Source organism: Sulfitobacter sp. M13, assembly GCF_053474885.1.
Map to the genome: position 1 here is coordinate 1011557 of NZ_CM130281.1, position 15850 is coordinate 1027406.

19 protein-coding genes and 1 tRNA gene are annotated in these 15850 nt (G+C 57.7%); 12 read left to right on the top strand and 8 right to left on the bottom strand.

What is annotated here, in order from left to right; genetic code table 11:
* Positions 1–77: 77 nt before the first annotated feature.
* Both ileS and ACVBAU_RS04800 read left to right on the top strand, forming a co-directional pair.
* Complete coding sequence (gene ileS, locus ACVBAU_RS04795; protein WP_138924170.1) at positions 78–2993, top strand: isoleucine--tRNA ligase; 2916 nt, start codon at positions 78–80, stop codon at positions 2991–2993.
* A gap of 33 nt (positions 2994–3026) precedes the next feature.
* Positions 3027–3485: a methylated-DNA--[protein]-cysteine S-methyltransferase gene (locus ACVBAU_RS04800; RefSeq protein ID WP_138924169.1), complete on the top strand. Its 459-nt coding sequence runs from the start codon at positions 3027–3029 to the stop codon at positions 3483–3485.
* Between the two features lie 43 nt (positions 3486–3528).
* Here the strand turns inward: ACVBAU_RS04800 and ACVBAU_RS04805 are convergent, their stop codons facing one another.
* Complete coding sequence (locus ACVBAU_RS04805; protein WP_448328181.1) at positions 3529–4224, bottom strand: CDP-alcohol phosphatidyltransferase family protein; 696 nt, start codon at positions 4222–4224, stop codon at positions 3529–3531.
* A 189-nt stretch (positions 4225–4413) separates the two neighbouring features.
* On the opposite strand from ACVBAU_RS04805, the gene rpmB reads away from it, so the two are divergent.
* From rpmB to ACVBAU_RS04820, 3 genes are all read left to right on the top strand, one after another.
* Positions 4414–4713 (top strand): 50S ribosomal protein L28, encoded by a 300-nt coding sequence (gene rpmB / locus ACVBAU_RS04810; RefSeq protein WP_138924168.1) that lies wholly within the window; start codon positions 4414–4416, stop codon positions 4711–4713.
* 99 nt (positions 4714–4812) lie between these two features.
* Positions 4813–5157, top strand: coding sequence for a hypothetical protein (locus ACVBAU_RS04815; protein ID WP_448328183.1), 345 nt, complete (start codon positions 4813–4815; stop codon positions 5155–5157).
* A gap of 46 nt (positions 5158–5203) precedes the next feature.
* Positions 5204–5722, top strand: coding sequence for a copper chaperone PCu(A)C (locus ACVBAU_RS04820; RefSeq protein WP_448328185.1), 519 nt, complete (start codon positions 5204–5206; stop codon positions 5720–5722).
* A 39-nt stretch (positions 5723–5761) separates the two neighbouring features.
* Here ACVBAU_RS04820 and ACVBAU_RS04825 read toward each other — a convergent pair whose 3' ends face one another.
* Together ACVBAU_RS04825 and ACVBAU_RS04830 are read right to left on the bottom strand one after the other, a co-directional pair.
* The gene (locus ACVBAU_RS04825) at positions 5762–6475 is read right to left on the bottom strand and encodes an NAD-dependent deacylase (RefSeq protein WP_448328187.1); all 714 of its coding nucleotides are present in this window, start codon (positions 6473–6475) and stop codon (positions 5762–5764) included.
* A gap of 57 nt (positions 6476–6532) precedes the next feature.
* Positions 6533–7498 carry a LysR family transcriptional regulator gene (locus tag ACVBAU_RS04830; protein ID WP_448328189.1) on the bottom strand — a complete coding sequence of 322 codons (966 nt, stop codon included), beginning with the start codon at positions 7496–7498 and terminating at the stop codon, positions 6533–6535.
* 180 nt (positions 7499–7678) lie between these two features.
* Between ACVBAU_RS04830 and ACVBAU_RS04835 the strand changes: the two genes are divergently transcribed.
* The 6 genes from ACVBAU_RS04835 to ACVBAU_RS04860 all read left to right on the top strand — a co-directional run bounded on the left by ACVBAU_RS04835 (position 7679) and on the right by ACVBAU_RS04860 (position 10877).
* A complete protein-coding gene (locus ACVBAU_RS04835) occupies positions 7679–8560 on the top strand; it encodes a carbon-nitrogen hydrolase family protein (RefSeq protein ID WP_448328191.1) in 882 nt (293 codons plus the stop codon).
* Between the two features lie 81 nt (positions 8561–8641).
* Entirely contained in the window at positions 8642–8860 is a 219-nt protein-coding gene (gene infA, locus ACVBAU_RS04840; protein WP_005851736.1) for a translation initiation factor IF-1, read from the top strand.
* A 54-nt stretch (positions 8861–8914) separates the two neighbouring features.
* Positions 8915–9493: a Maf family protein gene (locus ACVBAU_RS04845; protein WP_138924163.1), complete on the top strand. Its 579-nt coding sequence runs from the start codon at positions 8915–8917 to the stop codon at positions 9491–9493.
* Positions 9490–10512, top strand: a complete 1023-nt coding sequence (locus ACVBAU_RS04850) for a ribonuclease E/G (RefSeq protein WP_448328194.1) — start codon at positions 9490–9492, stop codon at positions 10510–10512. The genes ACVBAU_RS04845 and ACVBAU_RS04850 overlap by 4 nt, the downstream gene beginning before the upstream one ends.
* Positions 10509–10700 carry a DNA gyrase inhibitor YacG gene (locus tag ACVBAU_RS04855; RefSeq protein ID WP_138924161.1) on the top strand — a complete coding sequence of 64 codons (192 nt, stop codon included), beginning with the start codon at positions 10509–10511 and terminating at the stop codon, positions 10698–10700. Before ACVBAU_RS04850 ends, ACVBAU_RS04855 begins: the two co-directional genes overlap by 4 nt.
* Positions 10701–10802: 102 nt before the next feature.
* Positions 10803–10877, top strand: a tRNA-Phe gene (locus ACVBAU_RS04860).
* 546 nt (positions 10878–11423) lie between these two features.
* Here the strand turns inward: ACVBAU_RS04860 and ACVBAU_RS04865 are convergent.
* The 5 genes from ACVBAU_RS04865 to ACVBAU_RS04885 form a co-directional block, all read right to left on the bottom strand.
* Positions 11424–12629: a cation:proton antiporter domain-containing protein gene (locus ACVBAU_RS04865; RefSeq protein WP_448328196.1), complete on the bottom strand. Its 1206-nt coding sequence runs from the start codon at positions 12627–12629 to the stop codon at positions 11424–11426.
* A 41-nt stretch (positions 12630–12670) separates the two neighbouring features.
* Positions 12671–13429 carry a flavodoxin family protein gene (locus ACVBAU_RS04870; RefSeq protein WP_138924159.1) on the bottom strand — a complete coding sequence of 253 codons (759 nt, stop codon included), beginning with the start codon at positions 13427–13429 and terminating at the stop codon, positions 12671–12673.
* A gap of 40 nt (positions 13430–13469) precedes the next feature.
* Positions 13470–13904 (bottom strand): DUF6789 family protein, encoded by a 435-nt coding sequence (locus ACVBAU_RS04875; RefSeq protein ID WP_448328198.1) that lies wholly within the window; start codon positions 13902–13904, stop codon positions 13470–13472.
* 242 nt (positions 13905–14146) lie between these two features.
* Positions 14147–14821: a cysteine hydrolase family protein gene (locus ACVBAU_RS04880; RefSeq protein WP_138924157.1), complete on the bottom strand. Its 675-nt coding sequence runs from the start codon at positions 14819–14821 to the stop codon at positions 14147–14149.
* Positions 14822–14942: 121 nt separating this feature from the next.
* Entirely contained in the window at positions 14943–15380 is a 438-nt protein-coding gene (locus tag ACVBAU_RS04885; protein WP_335745001.1) for a MerR family transcriptional regulator, read from the bottom strand.
* A gap of 75 nt (positions 15381–15455) precedes the next feature.
* Here ACVBAU_RS04885 and ACVBAU_RS04890 point away from each other — a divergent pair, with 75 nt between their 5' ends.
* A complete protein-coding gene (locus ACVBAU_RS04890; protein ID WP_448328200.1) occupies positions 15456–15845 on the top strand; it encodes a mercuric transporter MerT family protein in 390 nt (129 codons plus the stop codon).
* Positions 15846–15850 lie beyond the last annotated feature (5 nt).

The following is a 15850-nucleotide window of genomic DNA, read 5'->3' on the forward strand; positions in this document are numbered from 1 at the left end:
GGCAGAGGTGCTTGAGTTCTTCGCATCGTATCCGAACATTCACCATTCCGAAATTCCTTTGCCAAAGGACGCCCGCCATGTGCGCCGACACCCCCGAAACGCTTGACTATAAATCCACGCTGAACCTGCCGAAAACCGATTTCCCGATGCGTGCGGGCCTGCCCAAACGCGAACCCGAATGGCTGGAGCGGTGGGCAAAGATCGGCGTCTATGACCGCTTGCGTGAAAAGCAGGGGCGCACCCCCTTTACGCTGCACGATGGCCCCCCCTATGCGAACGGCAATCTGCACATCGGCCACGCGTTGAACAAGACGATCAAGGACATGATCGTGCGGTCACACCAGATGATGGGCTTTGATGCGCGCTATATCCCCGGTTGGGACTGCCACGGCCTGCCCATCGAATGGAAGATCGAAGAGCAGTACCGCCAAAAAGGCCGCGACAAAGATGACGTGCCGATCAACGATTTCCGCGCCGAGTGCCGCAAGTTTGCCGCCGGCTGGGTCGACGTGCAGCGCGAGGAATTCAAACGTCTGGGCATCACCGGCAACTGGGCTGATCCCTATCTGACGATGGATTTCCACGCAGAGCGTGTGATCGCCGAAGAATTCATGAAGTTCCTGATGAACGGCACACTGTATCAAGGGTCCAAGCCCGTGATGTGGTCCCCGGTCGAAAAGACCGCGCTGGCCGAGGCCGAGGTTGAATACCACGACAAGGAAAGCTTTACGATCTGGGTAAAGTTCAAGGTTGTGGGCACCGATGATGCCTCGCTTGACGGTGCAAATGTCGTGATCTGGACCACAACGCCGTGGACCATGCCGTCCAACAAGGCTGTCGTGTATGGCGAGGAAATTTCTTACGGTCTGTACGAAGTCACTGCCCGCCCCGAGGAATCCTGGGTCACCATCGGTGACCGTTATCTGCTGTCGGACAGCATGGCGATGGATGTGTTCGGGCGTGCGCGTCTGGACGAAACCATGGTGCGCCGTCTGCGGGATGTAACGCAGGACGAGCTGGCTAAAATCTCGTTGCAGCACCCGCTGGCTGGTGCCGAAGGCAGCAATGGCGAATGGGATGATCTGCGCGACTTCCGCGCCGCTGATTTTGTGACCGACACCGAAGGTACGGGCTTTGTGCATTGCGCGCCGTCCCACGGTCTCGAAGAATATGAACTGTACCGTGGTTTGGGGATGCTGGACCAGGTGATCACCTATAACGTGATCGAAGACGGGTCCTTCCGCGCGGATCTGCCGTTCTTTGGCGGCAAAAAGATCCTCAAGCCCAACGGCAAGGAAGGCGACGCCAACGCAGCCGTGATCAACAAGCTGGTCGAGGTCGGCGGGCTGCTTGCGCGTGGCAAGATCAAGCACAGCTATCCGCATTCCTGGCGCTCCAAGGCACCGGTCATCTATCGCAACACGCCGCAGTGGTTTGCTGCGATCGACCGGCCCGTTGGCGACGGGCAGGACACCTTTGGCAAAACCATCCGTGAACGTGCCCTGACCGAGATCGACAACGTCAACTGGGTGCCCAAGAAGGGCCGCAACCGTCTGCATTCGATGATGGAGGCCCGCCCTGACTGGGTGCTGTCGCGTCAACGTGCATGGGGCGTGCCGCTGACCTGCTTTACCAAAAACGGCGCGCTGCCGACGGATGATGACTTCTTGCTGCGCAACCCCGAGGTCAACCAGCGCGTCGTCGACGCGTTCGAGGTCGACGGCGCGGATGTCTGGTACGAAGATGGTGCGAAAGAGCGGTTCCTGGGCGGGATCGTGAACCCTGACGAGTATACTCAGGTGTTCGACATTCTGGACGTGTGGTTCGATTCCGGTTCAACCCATGCGTTCGTGCTGCGCGACCGTGAAGACGGCTCTGAGGACGGCATCGCAGACGTTTATATGGAAGGCACCGACCAACACCGCGGCTGGTTCCATTCGTCGCTGCTGCAATCCGTAGGCACCACGGGCCGCGCGCCCTACCGCAACGTCGTGACGCACGGGTTCACATTGGATGAGAAGGGCATGAAGATGTCCAAATCCATCGGCAACACCATCGTGCCCGAAAAGATTGTCCAACAGTATGGCGCCGATATTCTGCGCCTTTGGGTGGCTCAGACGGACTATACCGCGGACCAGCGGATCGGGCCGGAAATCCTGAAAGGGACCGCCGACAGCTATCGTCGTTTGCGCAACACCATGCGGTATATGCTGGGGGCGTTGTCCGACTTTACCGATGCCGACCGGACAGAACCTGCAGATATGCCAGAGCTTGAACGCTGGGTGCTGCACCGTGTGGCTGAGCTGGATCAGGTCGTGCGCGAAGGCTATGCGCGCTATGACTTCCAAGGTGTGTTCCAAGCGGTGTTCACCTTTGCCACCGTTGATCTGTCGGCGTTCTATTTCGACGTGCGCAAAGATGCGCTGTATTGCGATGGCGACACGCTGCGCCGCCGTGCTGCGCGGTCGGTGCTCGATATCCTGTTCCACCGTCTGACGACATGGCTGGCACCTGTGCTGGTGTTCACCATGGAAGAAGTCTGGCTAGAGCGGTTCCCCGGCGATGAAAGTTCGATCCACCTGACGGATATCCCTGAAACGCCCAAAGCGTGGCTGGATGCTGATCTGGCGGCGAAATGGGCCAAAGTGCGTGCCGCACGGCGGGTCGTGACATCTGCGTTGGAAGTGCAGCGGGTGGAAAAGGTGATCGGTGCCTCGCTCGAGGCAGCACCAATGGTGTTCGTCGCAGATGATGCGCAGCGTGCAGCGCTTGAGAGTGTGGCGTTCGAGGACGTCTGTATCACGTCAGCCATTGCGATCACCGGCGATGACGCTCCGGCAGAGGCATTCCGCATGCCCGAGACCGACGGCGTTGCTGTCGTGTTCGAGAAAGCGGCGGGCGAGAAATGCGCACGCTGCTGGAAGGTCTTGCCCGACGTTGGCACACACGATCACGCGGGCGTTTGTGCCCGTTGTGACGAAGCCGTGTCCTAAAATGACGCTGCGCCGCTTTATCCGGAGTTTCGGGTGAAGTGGCGCAGTATCCCCACGCGGTTTGGTACCTTGGTCGTAACCGAGGATGCAGGCGCGATCACCCACCTGCATTGGGGGCAGGGTCCCTTACATGCTGACGCTGGCACCTTGCTGGACGACGCAGAGGCGCAGCTGCGCGCCTATGATGCTGGACAGCTGACACGGTTCACCCTGCCGCTTCGGATCGGGGGGAGTGATACAGTGCGCGCCGTCTGTGCAGAGATGTCGGCGATCCCTTTTGGGGATACTGTGACCTACGGCGACATTGCCACAAAGCTGGCGATTCCTGCGCAGGTCGTGGGACAGGCGTGCGGGCACAATCCGATTCCCGTCATTGTGCCGTGCCATCGCGTGATGGGGGCAAAGGGGCTGACCGGATATTCTGGGGACGGCGGGGTGGAAACGAAAGTCGCCCTGCTGCGCCATGAAGGGGCCGCAGGGCTGCTGATCTAGATCTTGAAATTATGTGCCGTAACGTTGATCGCGGGGCGTCGGTTCAGGCCTTGCGATCGTACAGGTATTGTTGCGCCACACCGGCAAACATCAGGTACAGGCTGGTGATGACCAGACCCCAATGTGCCCAGCTTTGCGGGTGGAAATCGACCCAAGCGGCCCAGCCTGCAAAGAAGGTCCAAGCCAGCGCCATCGGCAATGTAACCGCGCGCCAACGCTCTGTCCGGACGGGGTGCACGAACTTGAACGGGGCGAACATGGTCACGGCCAGAACCGTCACCAGCACCAGCGATACCCACCACGGCGGCGACAGGGCAAACAGCACCAGCACCAGCATGTTCCAGCACCCTGGAAAACCCCAAAAGGAATTATCTTTTGTTTTCATGCGTGTATCGCAGAAGTACATGGCGCTGGCGAAGGTGACGATGATGATCATGACCCAGCCGCTCCACCCGTCCATGAGGCCGGATTGGAACAGCGCAAAGGCCGGAATAAAGACATAGGTCAGGTAGTCGATGATCAGATCAAGCAGTACGCCATCAAACTCGGGCGCGTTGGTCTTTACATTATATTTACGCGCCAGCGGCCCGTCGATCCCGTCTACGAAAAACGCAACCACCAGCCAGAGGAACATCATGTCCCAACGTTCCTCGGCGGCGGCGAGCATGGCCAGCATGGCGAAAATCGCACCCGTTGCAGTAAACAGATGGACGAGAAGGGCGCGGGAATGAATGTTCATGCGCGACAGATGGCAAATCTTTTAGACGGATGCAAAAGGAAAAGCGTGCGATGCCGTGCAGGCTTGGGTTGACCCCGCTCTCGATTCCGCCTAAAGCCAGAAAACCAATTTCAGGGTTTGCCGTAGCGCGGCCCATATGGGTATTGCTCCGGATCGCCGGAAAATGCCCCGCAGCAAAAGGATAGACCCATGTCGCGCGTTTGCGAATTGACCGGAAAAGGCCCGATGACGGGCAACAACGTAAGCCACGCCAAGAACCGCACACGTCGCCGGTTCTTGCCAAACCTGAACGATGTTACCCTTCAGTCCGAAGCACTGGGCCGTGGTTTCAAGTTCCGCATCTCGGCAGCTGCTCTGCGCACTGTTGATCACCGCGGTGGTTTGGACAAGTTCATGGCGAAGGCAAAGGACACCGAGCTGTCCGTCAGCGCGTTGAAAGTTAAGAAAGCAATTGCAAAGTCCAGCGTCACAGCCGAAGCGCTGTCGTAAGACTTTTCAATCGTTACGATGTTGCAGCCCTGGCCCTTGGCCGGGGCTGCGTCGTTTTGGGCAGGTGTATTTTCACCAGCTTTGGCTAGGGTGCGGCCCATGACCCTGCGTTCCCTTTCAACTTTGCTGTTGGCGTTGATGCTGGCCCTGACGGCGCAAGGCATGGCCGTTGCACGTGGGGCGTCGGCCGCCACGGGTCAGATCGTGCTGTGTACCGGCGCTGGTCCCGTAGCGATCTATGTGGACGCGCAGGGTAAGCCCACGACGGCCCCGCATATATGTCCTGATTCGGCGCTAAACGTTGACCTGACAGATGCCGTGGCTCTGGCTGCTGCGCCGGCGCGGATCGTGGCCTTTGTCGCACCATCGTTGCAGGTCCTGACAGCTGATGTGCCGCGACGCAAAACGCGCTATGACCCCAGAGCACCGCCTGTCGCTGCCTGACGTACGACTTTCACGGACATTTTGAATATTACGACAGGATACATCAATGACACCTGCTTTGCTGACCCGCGCCGTTTGCGCGCTGTTTCTCTTTTCTGCCCCTCTCGCCGCCGAAGGCATTATGGTGGATGACGCCTACATCCGCAGCTCTACCGCGAAATCCACATCTGGTGCGGCGTTTATGGTAGTGATGAACCACAGTGGCGCAGATGACCGTTTGATCGGTGCGTCATCTGACGTGGCCGATAAGGTCGAGCTGCATTCGCACCGTTCTGACGATAATGGCATCATGCGAATGGGCGAGATCGAAGGCGGCGTGGCCATCGCTGCGGATGAAATGCACGCGTTTAAACGCGGCGGCGATCACCTGATGTTCATGGGGCTGCAAAAGCCGCTGGTGCAAGGGGCTATGGTGCCCGTCACGCTTGAGTTCGAAAACGCGGGCGCGGTCGAGGTCGAGGTGATGGTCGATCAGGACCGCAAGCCGAACCATGACAAGATGAAGCACGACCAGATGGAACATGGTGACATGGAACACTCCGGTCACGACATGCCGAAAGACTAAAGTCTTTTCCACACACGAATGGCGGCGGCCCGGCGTTTGTTAGAACGCAGGCCGCTGTTTTGCGGGGGTGCCCAGCAATTCCTCTACCCAGTCGGTGACGACGCGGGTCGCGGTGCCGGTGCGGTGCTCTGCAAACTGGTTGCCCACGGCGGAACGTTCTAGGTTCAGCTCTATCGTGTGTGCCCCGTTGCGGCGGGCCTCTGCGACGAAACCGGCGGCGGGGTAGACGTTGCCCGATGTGCCGATTGCCGCGAAAATATCGGCTTCGGCCAAATGGTCAAAGATTGCATCCATGTCATAGGGCATCTCGCCGAACCACACGATGTCAGGTCGCGCGGCGGGGGCTTGGCAGGCGGGGCAGGGATCCCCCACAGCCATCACCATAGGAGCGGGCCAGCGGTGATCACACGCCGCACAAAGTGCTGAATTCAACGCGCCGTGCATATGGATCACCCGCGCACCGCCCTGTTCATGCAAGTCATCGACGTTTTGGGTCACGATGACGACCTGACCCGCATACTGCTGCTGCAACTTGGCCAGCGCCTGGTGCGCGGCGTTCGGCGATACCTCTGCTGCCTGCTTGCGGCGGCCATTATAAAAATCGACGACCAGCTGGGGGTCACGGGCAAAGCCTTCGGGGGTGGCGACGTCCTCGACGCGGTGCTGCGCCCACAGCCCGTCTTCGGCACGGAAGGTTTCAATGCCGCTTTCCGCAGAAATGCCTGCGCCTGTCAGAATAACGATTTTGCTCATGTCAGCCCCTGTATTCTTGGCTTGAGTGAACCAGTCTCGCACGTCTTGCGCAAGCGGTCAGCCCGCTAACGTGTCAAAACTGGGGGCGAGCCACGGCAATTGCGCGACCGTCGGCGCGATCATATGCGACCGGAGCAGTTGGCGCATCGTAGCAGCGATATTCTGCGGCACAGGCCCCGTCCAATCCGACCCTGCGAACAGGGAAATCTGACGCGACAGCCCCGGTACGGGCAGGGGATGCACCGCGAGCTGTTGGTGAAACCGTTGGGCGCGACAATAGCCGAAAGGCGTCGTGATCGCCCAGCCGATGCCCCGTGCCACCATCGCCATCAGGGCAAGGTGGCTGCCGATCTCGAACTGGGAGGGCAGGGTGATATTGCTGCGGGTGAGGTGGTTGGTGATCTGGTCGGCAATCAGCTGGTCGGTGGCGTATTTCACGAACGGCAAAGTCGATCGCCCCGCCATTAGGTCCGCGCTGTTACCCTCAAAACCGGCAGGGGTCACGATCACGAATGGGTCGCGTGCCAGCGGAATTTCGATGAGCCCGCTTTTGGCATCCCCGCTGGTGGCGGCGATAGCAATGTGAAGGGATTTGTCCTGAACCGCCTGAATCAACCCCTTGCTGCCGTCGGTGACCATCCGGAAGCGGCAGCCTGCCATGCTGTCGGCCAGAAGCGTTGCGAGGCGGGGGGTCAGGTCATTGTCAAAATCGTCGATCACCCCGAGGCTCAGGTCGCTGAGGTCTGCAAGGTCCATCACCGTCAGTTCGGATTGCGCCAAGCGGATGTGGGCAAGCGCTGCACCGCTGTGACGCAGAAAGCTTTCGCCCGCAGCGGTCAGTTTCATCGGGCGCGTACTGTGATCGACAAGCGCTGCGCCCATAGCGGCTTCGAGGTTGCTGATCTGTTGACTGACGGCGGGTTGGCTTAGCCCTGTCAACGCAGCGGCCTGCGCCACAGACCCACGGCTGGCCAATGCCTCGAACACTTCTATGCCGCGTAGGGTGATGCCCTTTTTGATCATGATGTCCCGCCCTTGGTCCTTTCGGATTTAGTGAAGCATGACCAATATTTTGGCAAGGTTCGTGCGTATTTCTAAGCATTGGTTTCACAAAACTGAAATGAACTGCGGAAAACACGCGTTCCCCTTGAAGCTGCCCCGTGCGCAGCGCACCATATGGCTCATCACGCACCGGAGGCTTTCATGAAAATCGCAACAGCCGCATACCCGCTGGACGTTTTGTCCAGCTGGGCACATTACGAAGATAAATTGGCAGGCTGGGTCGCAACTGCGGCGGCCAGTGGGGCAGAGCTGCTGGTATTCCCCGAATATGGCGCGATGGAACTGGCCACGCTCGCGGGGCTGGATGTAGCTGGCAACCTGGAGGCGTCGCTGTTCGCTGTATCTGACCGGCTGGCGGATGCAGATGCGACACATCAGAAACTTGCAGCTGAATATGGCGTGCATATCGTCGCAGCGTCCGGACCTGCGGTCACCGATGCAGCCCCCCGTCCGGTAAACCGCGCCCGCCTGATCACGCCTTCGGGGCAAATCGGGGTGCAGGACAAACAGATCATGACCCGATTCGAACGTGAGGTCTGGGGCGTGGTCGGTGGAGAGCCTTTGCGCATCTTCGAGACGGCTTTGGGCAAGATCAGCATCCTGATCTGCTATGATAGCGAATTCCCTTTGCTGGGTCGCGCCTTGGCAGATTGCGACATCATCGCCGTCCCCAGTGTGACCGAAGCCTTAGCAGGCTACTGGCGCGTCCGCATTGGATCCATGGCGCGCGCGCTGGAGAATCAATGCGTTACGGCCATGTCATCCTGCGTAGGGGCTGCGGATTGGTCCGACGCGCTTGGTGATTCTTATGGGGCAGGCGGCATATTCTGCCCGCCGGATGTTGGATTTCCGCCAACCGGCGTACTTGCCGCCGCAGAGATCAACGTGCCCGGCTGGACCTTTGCCGAGGTCGACATCGCACAGATCAGCCGCGTGCGTGCAGATGGGGTGGTTTTGAACCGAAACCACTGGGAGGACCAGTTCGGGCGTGACGCAACGGCCATAAACGTGCCTTTGATGTGAATACCCCTTGAAAAAAGGGAAAATTGCGCCCATTTAAGCCTGCGTCCTGAAATTGCAGGACAAAGTGTTCAAGGAGAGACCATGGCCAAGGAAGACACGCTCGAATTCCCCGGTATCGTGAAAGAACTTCTGCCGAACGCGACGTTCCGGGTCGAGCTTGAAAACGGCCATGAGATCATCGCGCATACGGCAGGCAAGATGCGTAAGAACCGCATCCGTGTTCTGGCTGGCGATAAGGTACAGGTGGAAATGACCCCCTATGATCTGAGCAAAGGCCGGATCAATTACCGCTTTAAATAAAATGCTTATCCGAAAATCACCTCGTGGTTTTCGGGCAGCGATCTAGGATCCCATATGAGTTTCATCCTCGGATCAGGAAGCCCGCGCCGCAAGGAATTGCTGGCGCAAATTGGCGTTGTCCCAGACGATATTCGCGCTCCCGATATTGACGAAACCCCGCTGGCTGCCGAACTGCCGCGCCCCTATTGCGCGCGCATGGCCCGTGAAAAGGCCGCCGCCGTGCAGGCCGGGGGGGATGATATCGTGCTCTGTGCCGATACAACCGTCGCTGTCGGCCGCCGTATCTTGGGCAAACCCGAAGACGAGGCCGAGGCGATCCGCTTTTTACGTCTCATGTCGGGGCGTCGTCACAAAGTTATCACGGCAGTCGCGGTCAAGCGCGGTGACAAGCTGTGGCAGCGTGATGTGGTCAGCACCGTCCGCATGAAACGCCTGTCTGATGTTGAAATCTCGGCTTATCTGGCAACAGGTGACTGGCAGGGTAAGGCCGGCGGCTATGGCATCCAAGGACCGGCTGGCGCGTTGATCCCTTGGATCAGCGGATCTTTCACCGGCATCGTCGGCCTGCCATTGGCCGAAACCGCAAACCTGCTGCGTGCTGCAGGATATGTTTTCGCAGGAGAGACCTCATGAAGGGCCGTACGATCGTTCTGGACCATTTTGGCGACACCGAAGCCGCCGCGCTGATCGTGGACGGCAAGCTGGACGATCTTTTGATCGACAGTGACGGGCCGCGCCCCGGCACGATCTACCGCGCCATTGCGGACCGTCCGGTCAAAGGGCAGGGGGGTATGTTCCTCAAGACGCCTGATGGCTCTGCGTTCTTGCGCCAGATCAAGGGGCTGGCACCCGGACAGCCAATTCTTGTGCAGGTTTCGGGCTATGCCGAACCGGGAAAAGCCATTCCGGTGACGCAAAAGCTACTGTTCAAAAGCCGCTATGCTATCGTGACCCCCGGCGCGCCCGGCACCAATATCTCGCGCAGCATTCGCGACGAGGAAGAACGCGACCGGCTGCTCGAGATCGCCCATGAGGCCGCAGACGGGGCCACGCACGGGCTGATTCTGCGTTCCTCTTGCACTGGCGCAGATGCGGATGACATCGCTGATGATATCGACGCGATGCTGACGCTGGCCGACAAGGTGCTGGACGACTCTTCCACCGAGATGGAGCTGTTGTCCGAAGGCGACGGCCCGCATATTCTGGCGTGGCGCGACTGGGTAGCGCCTGCCGACATTGTGACCGATCCCGGCGGGTTCGACACGCATGGCGTTTTGGATACTGTCGATAGTCTTTCGCAGCCGCGCGTCGCTCTTGACGGCGGTGCCTCCATGTTTGTGGAGCCGACACGCGCCTTGGTCGCAGTTGATGTAAATACAGGGGCTGATGTGTCGCTCGCGGCTGGTATCAAGGCCAACATGGCTTGCGCCCGCGCCTTGCCCCGTGCCTTGCGTCTGCGCGGTCTGGGGGGGCAGATCACGTTGGATCTTGCACCCATGCCCAAGAAAGACCGCCGCCCCTTCGAGACCGCCTTGCGTCAGGCGTTTCGCGCCGATGACGTCGAAACCACGTTGGTGGGTTGGACACCGCTGGGGCACTACGAGCTGCAGCGCAAACGCGCCCGTATGCCCCTGGCAGAGGTGCTAAAGTGACCTGCCCGATCTGTAACGGTGAAACCGCTCCAAAGTATCGCCCCTTCTGTTCGGGGCGCTGCGCGGATGTGGATCTGGCGAAGTGGCTAAACGGCAGCTACGCCACACCAAGCCGTGATCCCGAAGATGTCGAGGCCGCACTAGAGGCCAGCGAGGCCGCTTTAAACGCTCCGGACAAGCCACATTAGAACTTTCCGAAAAAACCTTTGCCAAACATGGCGAAAGCCTCTGGACACCCCCGCCGCAAAATCCTAGAACGCGCACACCCGACCACTACGGTGGTCTCCGGTGCCCGGGTAGCTCAGGGGTAGAGCAGTGGATTGAAAATCCTCGTGTCGGTGGTTCGATTCCGCCCCTGGGCACCATTTTTGACTTCGACATAAAGAGCTTTGAGTTCGGCCAGTTATTCATCTCTGATTAGAGTTGGGTGTGACTGCGCAGAGACTGCATTGTGGATTTGCAGCCCTGAAAGTCTATCGGGACCTTTGTCATAGAAGCAATCAACTTAAATCAGAGCTACTGTTAAAAAAGTGGTTTTAGCTTTTTCGAACTGCATCGTTATATCCGATGCTCTACCCATCGGTGCGTAAGCAGTCCCAAGCAGTATGTGCATATCGCGATATTGCTATCTCATAAAAGAGTGATGAAGATTGAGAGCCTCGTTAACGTGCTCTCGGGATGTGAAATCTGCGGATGGGTGTTTAAAGGTTGTCTGTTTTATCCATTGGTTGCCAACATTGCTGATAAAGCCCGCAATTGTAGACATGTACGGACTCTAGCGAATGGGTTCGATTTTCGAAGATTTATATGGGTCTGACTGAGCTACATTGAATAGGCTTCTCGCAAGCCCTTTTTGCCGCCGATGAAGCTTGGCGCAAGCGCGTAGACAAAAATCAAGTTTCCATAAAAGGCTACCGCTGCGATGTCTTCATTCTCTGGTGCGCGGCGAAGGCTTTTGCCATCGGCACTGCCGTGACACCATGCAGCAGGGCACTTATCCAGACTGTATTGATAGCGAAATGAAGAACGAAGTCTCCAAGCTCAGGAGCGAACTTTTCGACCACCAATAACGCAAAGAGCGCCGTTGCCAGTCCGCGCGGGCCAAACCAACCGATAAACAATCTGGTAGACGGATCTGCATCCGAGCCGATCAGAGATATCCAAATGGCCAGGGGTCGAACGACCGCAAGGCTGAGAGCTATGGCTGCGGCCATTGGAACGTTGAGGCTCGCAATTGCTTCGGGGACGAGCAAAGCACCGATGCCGAAGAACGCCGCCCATGAAAGCAGCTGGCCCTCGCTTTCGCTAAAGTCATACACGAACTGGCAGCGGTCCCGGACAATGCAGGCGAACCCGATACCGGCTGCAAACGCCGCGATAAACCCGTTTCCGCCGACTGCAGTCGCCGCGAAATAAGCCGCAGCGGCAAGCGACAATGTGGCTATTCCTTCATACAATGGGGATGTCAGGTCGCGCTCCTGCGCCGCAAGCAACCCGATCCCTCCCAGCACACCTAGCCCTGCGCCGACCAGTGGCCCGAGCGTCACCTGCAGTACGGTGTATAATATCCAGCCACCGGTTGGCGCGGCCGCTGCCGGAGCACTTAGCGCCGCCAACATCAAGATCATCGGCAAGGCGATCCCATCATTAAGACCGCTTTCGATGGTGATCGCGCGGCGATGGCGTTCAGGAACATCCTTGTTCGTCACGACGGATCGGCCAAGGGCAGCATCGGTCGGCACAAGAATTGCCCCAAGCAATGCGGCCACGGCAAGTGGCCATCCAGGAAAGAGCAGCCAGATGACTGCGGTACCACCGACGAAGGCCAGCGGCATGCCGATAATGAGGGTGCGTAATGGCCAGCGATGGCGTTTGAGCAGGCTTTGAATATCAATGCGGGCGGCATCCAAGAAAAGCAAAATGACGAGGGCAATCTCGGCCAATACATGCAGGTGCGCCTTAGCGATCTGCTCAGGGACGAGATTACCCCACGCCAAAAACGCCCCGAACCCCAGCGCAAGCATGGGGGCCGTGACGATTGTTCGGGCAAACCATCTGCCCAACAAGCAGAACGCCATGAGGAAAATGGCGATGAAAAGAAGCGGTAACTGTTCCAATCAGCGCGACTGTTCTAAGCGCGTGCCCAATACCGGTAGGTTCATACCCGATGCTCGGGGTTTTCGTAATCGAACCGGCAACCTGCCTTCCAGGCGTTGCGGTCGTTTCCGTGATTGGGCAGACCGCCCGCATCTTTCAGCATGCGCGCGGTGTGCATCAGGTTCCACGTCATAATTGTCGCATTGCGCTGTGTGAAATCGTTGTCAAAGCCTGCCGGGCCGCCTTCGATCTCATCGCCGTAAGAGGGGCCGGGGCCTGCCTCTCCGATCCAGCCACAATCGGCCTGCGGGGGGATCATATACCCCAGATGGCCAAGCGCATAGAGGATCGACATTGCGCAGTGCTTGATCCCGTCTTCGTTGCCGGTAATGACCGCGCTACCGGTCTTGCCGTAGAAGATGCTTTGCCCCTTGTCGTTCAGCATGCCCGACATTCCGTAAAGCCGCTCAATCAGGACACGGCAAAGGGAGCTTTCCTCGCCCAACCAGATCGGCGTTCCGATGATCAGGATATCGGCTGCGGCGACTTTTTCCCAAAGTTTGGGCCAGTCGTCCCGATCCCACCCATGCTCGGTCATATCCGGATAGACGCCGTAGGCGATCTGGTGAGAGGCCGCGTGGATATGCTCCACGCTGACCCCATTGCGAGACATGATCTCGCCCGCCACAGAGAGCAGCAGCTTGGTATGCGATTTTCCTTCTTCGCGTTTTAGGCTTGTGTTGAAAACGACGGCCTTTAAGTCCGAAAAGTCGGTTTGGTTATCATCGCATAGCTTTGACTGGGTCTCGTTCAAAGTCATATTAGGGGTACTCCTTTGGCGTGAGGTGATATTGGGTGGTTCAGGCAACGTGTCCAGTAGCGGAGTAAGCTGCATAGACCTTGCCAAGGACGGCCCCAAAAATGAGATGCAATACCAGCGTCATGACGGGTGCCATTATGCCAAAGCTCATGCCGAACAGGCCAGCACCAGCCATCGGCATGATCACAATCATCATGCCCAACCAGGCCGCAATACCAAATACGATGCCTTTGATCACAGCGGTGTTGCCGGGAATTGCACTATATAGAATCGCAAACCCGCCGCCCCACGCCAGCGTTCCGATCATGAAGTGGGCGATCCAGCCGACAACAATCGAGGTTCCCATCATCGTGGCAAGCATCGCTGCAACATCAAGCTCTGGCATCACGCCCATCATCCCCTTTGCAACCATCAGCACCGATAAAACGACGGTTGCGGCGAAACCGGCCACGATGCCACTTTTGAGATTGGTCATAATTTGATCCTTCATATGTGTCATTGGCCATTTCAGCCTCCTGACTGTTTCTCTCAGTTAAACGCATCAAAAATGGGGTCTGTTCGACTATCGGCTTGGTCGTCGTTTCGGCTTACCCGCTCACAATCTGCATCGCTGGCAATCAGGTTGCGCGTAGCGCGTCGGAATGACTGAGACAAAACGTGGGAATTTCAGTCGGTGCAATAAAAAAGAACTCCGCCAAGCGATAGGCTCCAATACCTTTAAGCCTGTTTCATCTTGTCGATAATTTCTGAGGTGACTGTGACTTCATTCGCTATATAGCGAAAATTGGTCATGGCAGCTTCATATCCGTCGCCCATTTCTGGGTGCTGTGCGGCGGCAGTTGCATCGCTAATCACAATTACTTTGAAGCCTTGTTCAAGCAATTCTCGCATATGCGACTCGATACACAAGTTTGCCGACATCCCAGCGAGCAGTACGGTATCAATGCCGCGTTTTCGAAGCTGTAAAACCAGATCGTTGCTTTGAGGTCCATAAACTTTGTGGGGACTGACAACCACTGTATCCGAATGGTCAATAATTGGTTTGTAGCTTTCAACCCAATCGGCACCAGAACCCTCAAAGTTTTCGACTGAAAGAGGACCCTTTCTATCAAACATACCGATTTCGTGCATTTTCTCTTCGAGAACGCCGCCAAATTTCCATTCATGGTCGAAAGGGTAATAGTAGTGCGGCGAAATAAATATGAGGAAATTGTTTTCCCGGGCAGTCTCAAGTAATCGGCCGAGGTGCTCTACAGTTCCGTTCTCCTGAACGCTTTTTCCGACCAAATCCCATGCGACACCGGATTCAGAAAGAAAGTCATTCTGGGGATCGACCACAACTAAAGCGGCAGATTTCTTGTCGATCTCGATGTTCGAGTTTGAATTTCCCATTTAGACGTTCCTTTATATTTCAAAGGGACAACGAACGTTCAACCAGATCAGTTCCAAGCTCTTATTGGGCTCCAGCTTCACACTCTGCGTACTCTCGCCTCGATATTTCAGTCAGAGAAAATCAAGCTGTTTCGGCCACTGCGCCATCTGATAGCACGGTGAGGAGCGGGCATTCTGGCGTGTCCGAACCGCTGCACTTCGCAATTGTCTCCGCTAAGGTAGCTTCGATGTTCTGAAGATCACTTATCTTAGCGCGCACGACGTCGAGATGATGCCGCCCACGCTTCTCAACTTCCGCGCAGGTATGGCTGCCGCGATCTACCATGCTGAGCAGACCTCGAATTTCCTCCATTGTGAACCCCAGCTCACGCGCCCGCATAATAAAGCCAAGTCGGTCTACATGCGCCGGCCCATAGCGGCGGTGTCCGGCGGGGCTGCGCGGTGGGTCGGGCATCAGACCGACGCCTTCATAATAGCGGATGGTCTCAAGGTTGCAGCCGGTCAGGCGCGCAAGGTCGGAGCGTTTAAGGTCACTCACAACACCGTGATCATCAGCCATGCTTTTTCTCCTTGATCCTGTAGTTGCTACAGACCCTATCTTGCAAGTCATCACAGGGCAACAAAGAGCAAAGCGATGACAGATCACACCACCGCGACCACAGACCAGCACGAGGGCCGATCCGGTTGGTTCGCCACAGGCGCTGGCGTGGTCGGCGCGCTCGCTATGACCTCCTGCTGCATCCTGCCGCTCGTTCTGGTCAGTCTGGGTGTGACCGGGGTCTTTATCGGTCAACTTACTGCCCTTTATGCCTACAAGTGGGTGACCTTGAGCTTCGCGGCAGTGGCGCTCGCCTACGGGTTCTGGAAAGCCTACCGCCCGGTCCTTACTGACGCCTGCGCGGACGGCACCTGTGCGCGCCCGATCGATCGCGGGCTGATGCGCGGGCTGCTCTGGGGCGCTTCGCTTGTTGTGCTTCTTGCCCTGACCTTTCCGGCACTCTCGCCCTTCCTTTTGACATTCTGACCATG

What these genes read in the sequence shown, in the direction of transcription:
- ileS (WP_138924170.1), top strand. Translation starts at nt 78, where the DNA reads ATGTGCGCCGACACCCCCGAAACGCTTGACTATAAATCCACGCTGAAC.
- ACVBAU_RS04805 (WP_448328181.1), bottom strand. Translation starts at nt 4,224, where the DNA reads ATGAACATTCATTCCCGCGCCCTTCTCGTCCATCTGTTTACTGCAACG.
- rpmB (WP_138924168.1), top strand. Translation starts at nt 4,414, where the DNA reads ATGTCGCGCGTTTGCGAATTGACCGGAAAAGGCCCGATGACGGGCAAC.
- ACVBAU_RS04815 (WP_448328183.1), top strand. Translation starts at nt 4,813, where the DNA reads ATGACCCTGCGTTCCCTTTCAACTTTGCTGTTGGCGTTGATGCTGGCC.
- ACVBAU_RS04820 (WP_448328185.1), top strand. Translation starts at nt 5,204, where the DNA reads ATGACACCTGCTTTGCTGACCCGCGCCGTTTGCGCGCTGTTTCTCTTT.
- ACVBAU_RS04825 (WP_448328187.1), bottom strand. Translation starts at nt 6,475, where the DNA reads ATGAGCAAAATCGTTATTCTGACAGGCGCAGGCATTTCTGCGGAAAGC.
- ACVBAU_RS04830 (WP_448328189.1), bottom strand. Translation starts at nt 7,498, where the DNA reads ATGATCAAAAAGGGCATCACCCTACGCGGCATAGAAGTGTTCGAGGCA.
- ACVBAU_RS04835 (WP_448328191.1), top strand. Translation starts at nt 7,679, where the DNA reads ATGAAAATCGCAACAGCCGCATACCCGCTGGACGTTTTGTCCAGCTGG.
- infA (WP_005851736.1), top strand. Translation starts at nt 8,642, where the DNA reads ATGGCCAAGGAAGACACGCTCGAATTCCCCGGTATCGTGAAAGAACTT.
- ACVBAU_RS04845 (WP_138924163.1), top strand. Translation starts at nt 8,915, where the DNA reads ATGAGTTTCATCCTCGGATCAGGAAGCCCGCGCCGCAAGGAATTGCTG.
- ACVBAU_RS04850 (WP_448328194.1), top strand. Translation starts at nt 9,490, where the DNA reads ATGAAGGGCCGTACGATCGTTCTGGACCATTTTGGCGACACCGAAGCC.
- ACVBAU_RS04870 (WP_138924159.1), bottom strand. Translation starts at nt 13,429, where the DNA reads ATGACTTTGAACGAGACCCAGTCAAAGCTATGCGATGATAACCAAACC.
- ACVBAU_RS04875 (WP_448328198.1), bottom strand. Translation starts at nt 13,904, where the DNA reads ATGACCAATCTCAAAAGTGGCATCGTGGCCGGTTTCGCCGCAACCGTC.
- ACVBAU_RS04880 (WP_138924157.1), bottom strand. Translation starts at nt 14,821, where the DNA reads ATGGGAAATTCAAACTCGAACATCGAGATCGACAAGAAATCTGCCGCT.
- ACVBAU_RS04885 (WP_335745001.1), bottom strand. Translation starts at nt 15,380, where the DNA reads ATGGCTGATGATCACGGTGTTGTGAGTGACCTTAAACGCTCCGACCTT.
- ACVBAU_RS04890 (WP_448328200.1), top strand. Translation starts at nt 15,456, where the DNA reads ATGACAGATCACACCACCGCGACCACAGACCAGCACGAGGGCCGATCC.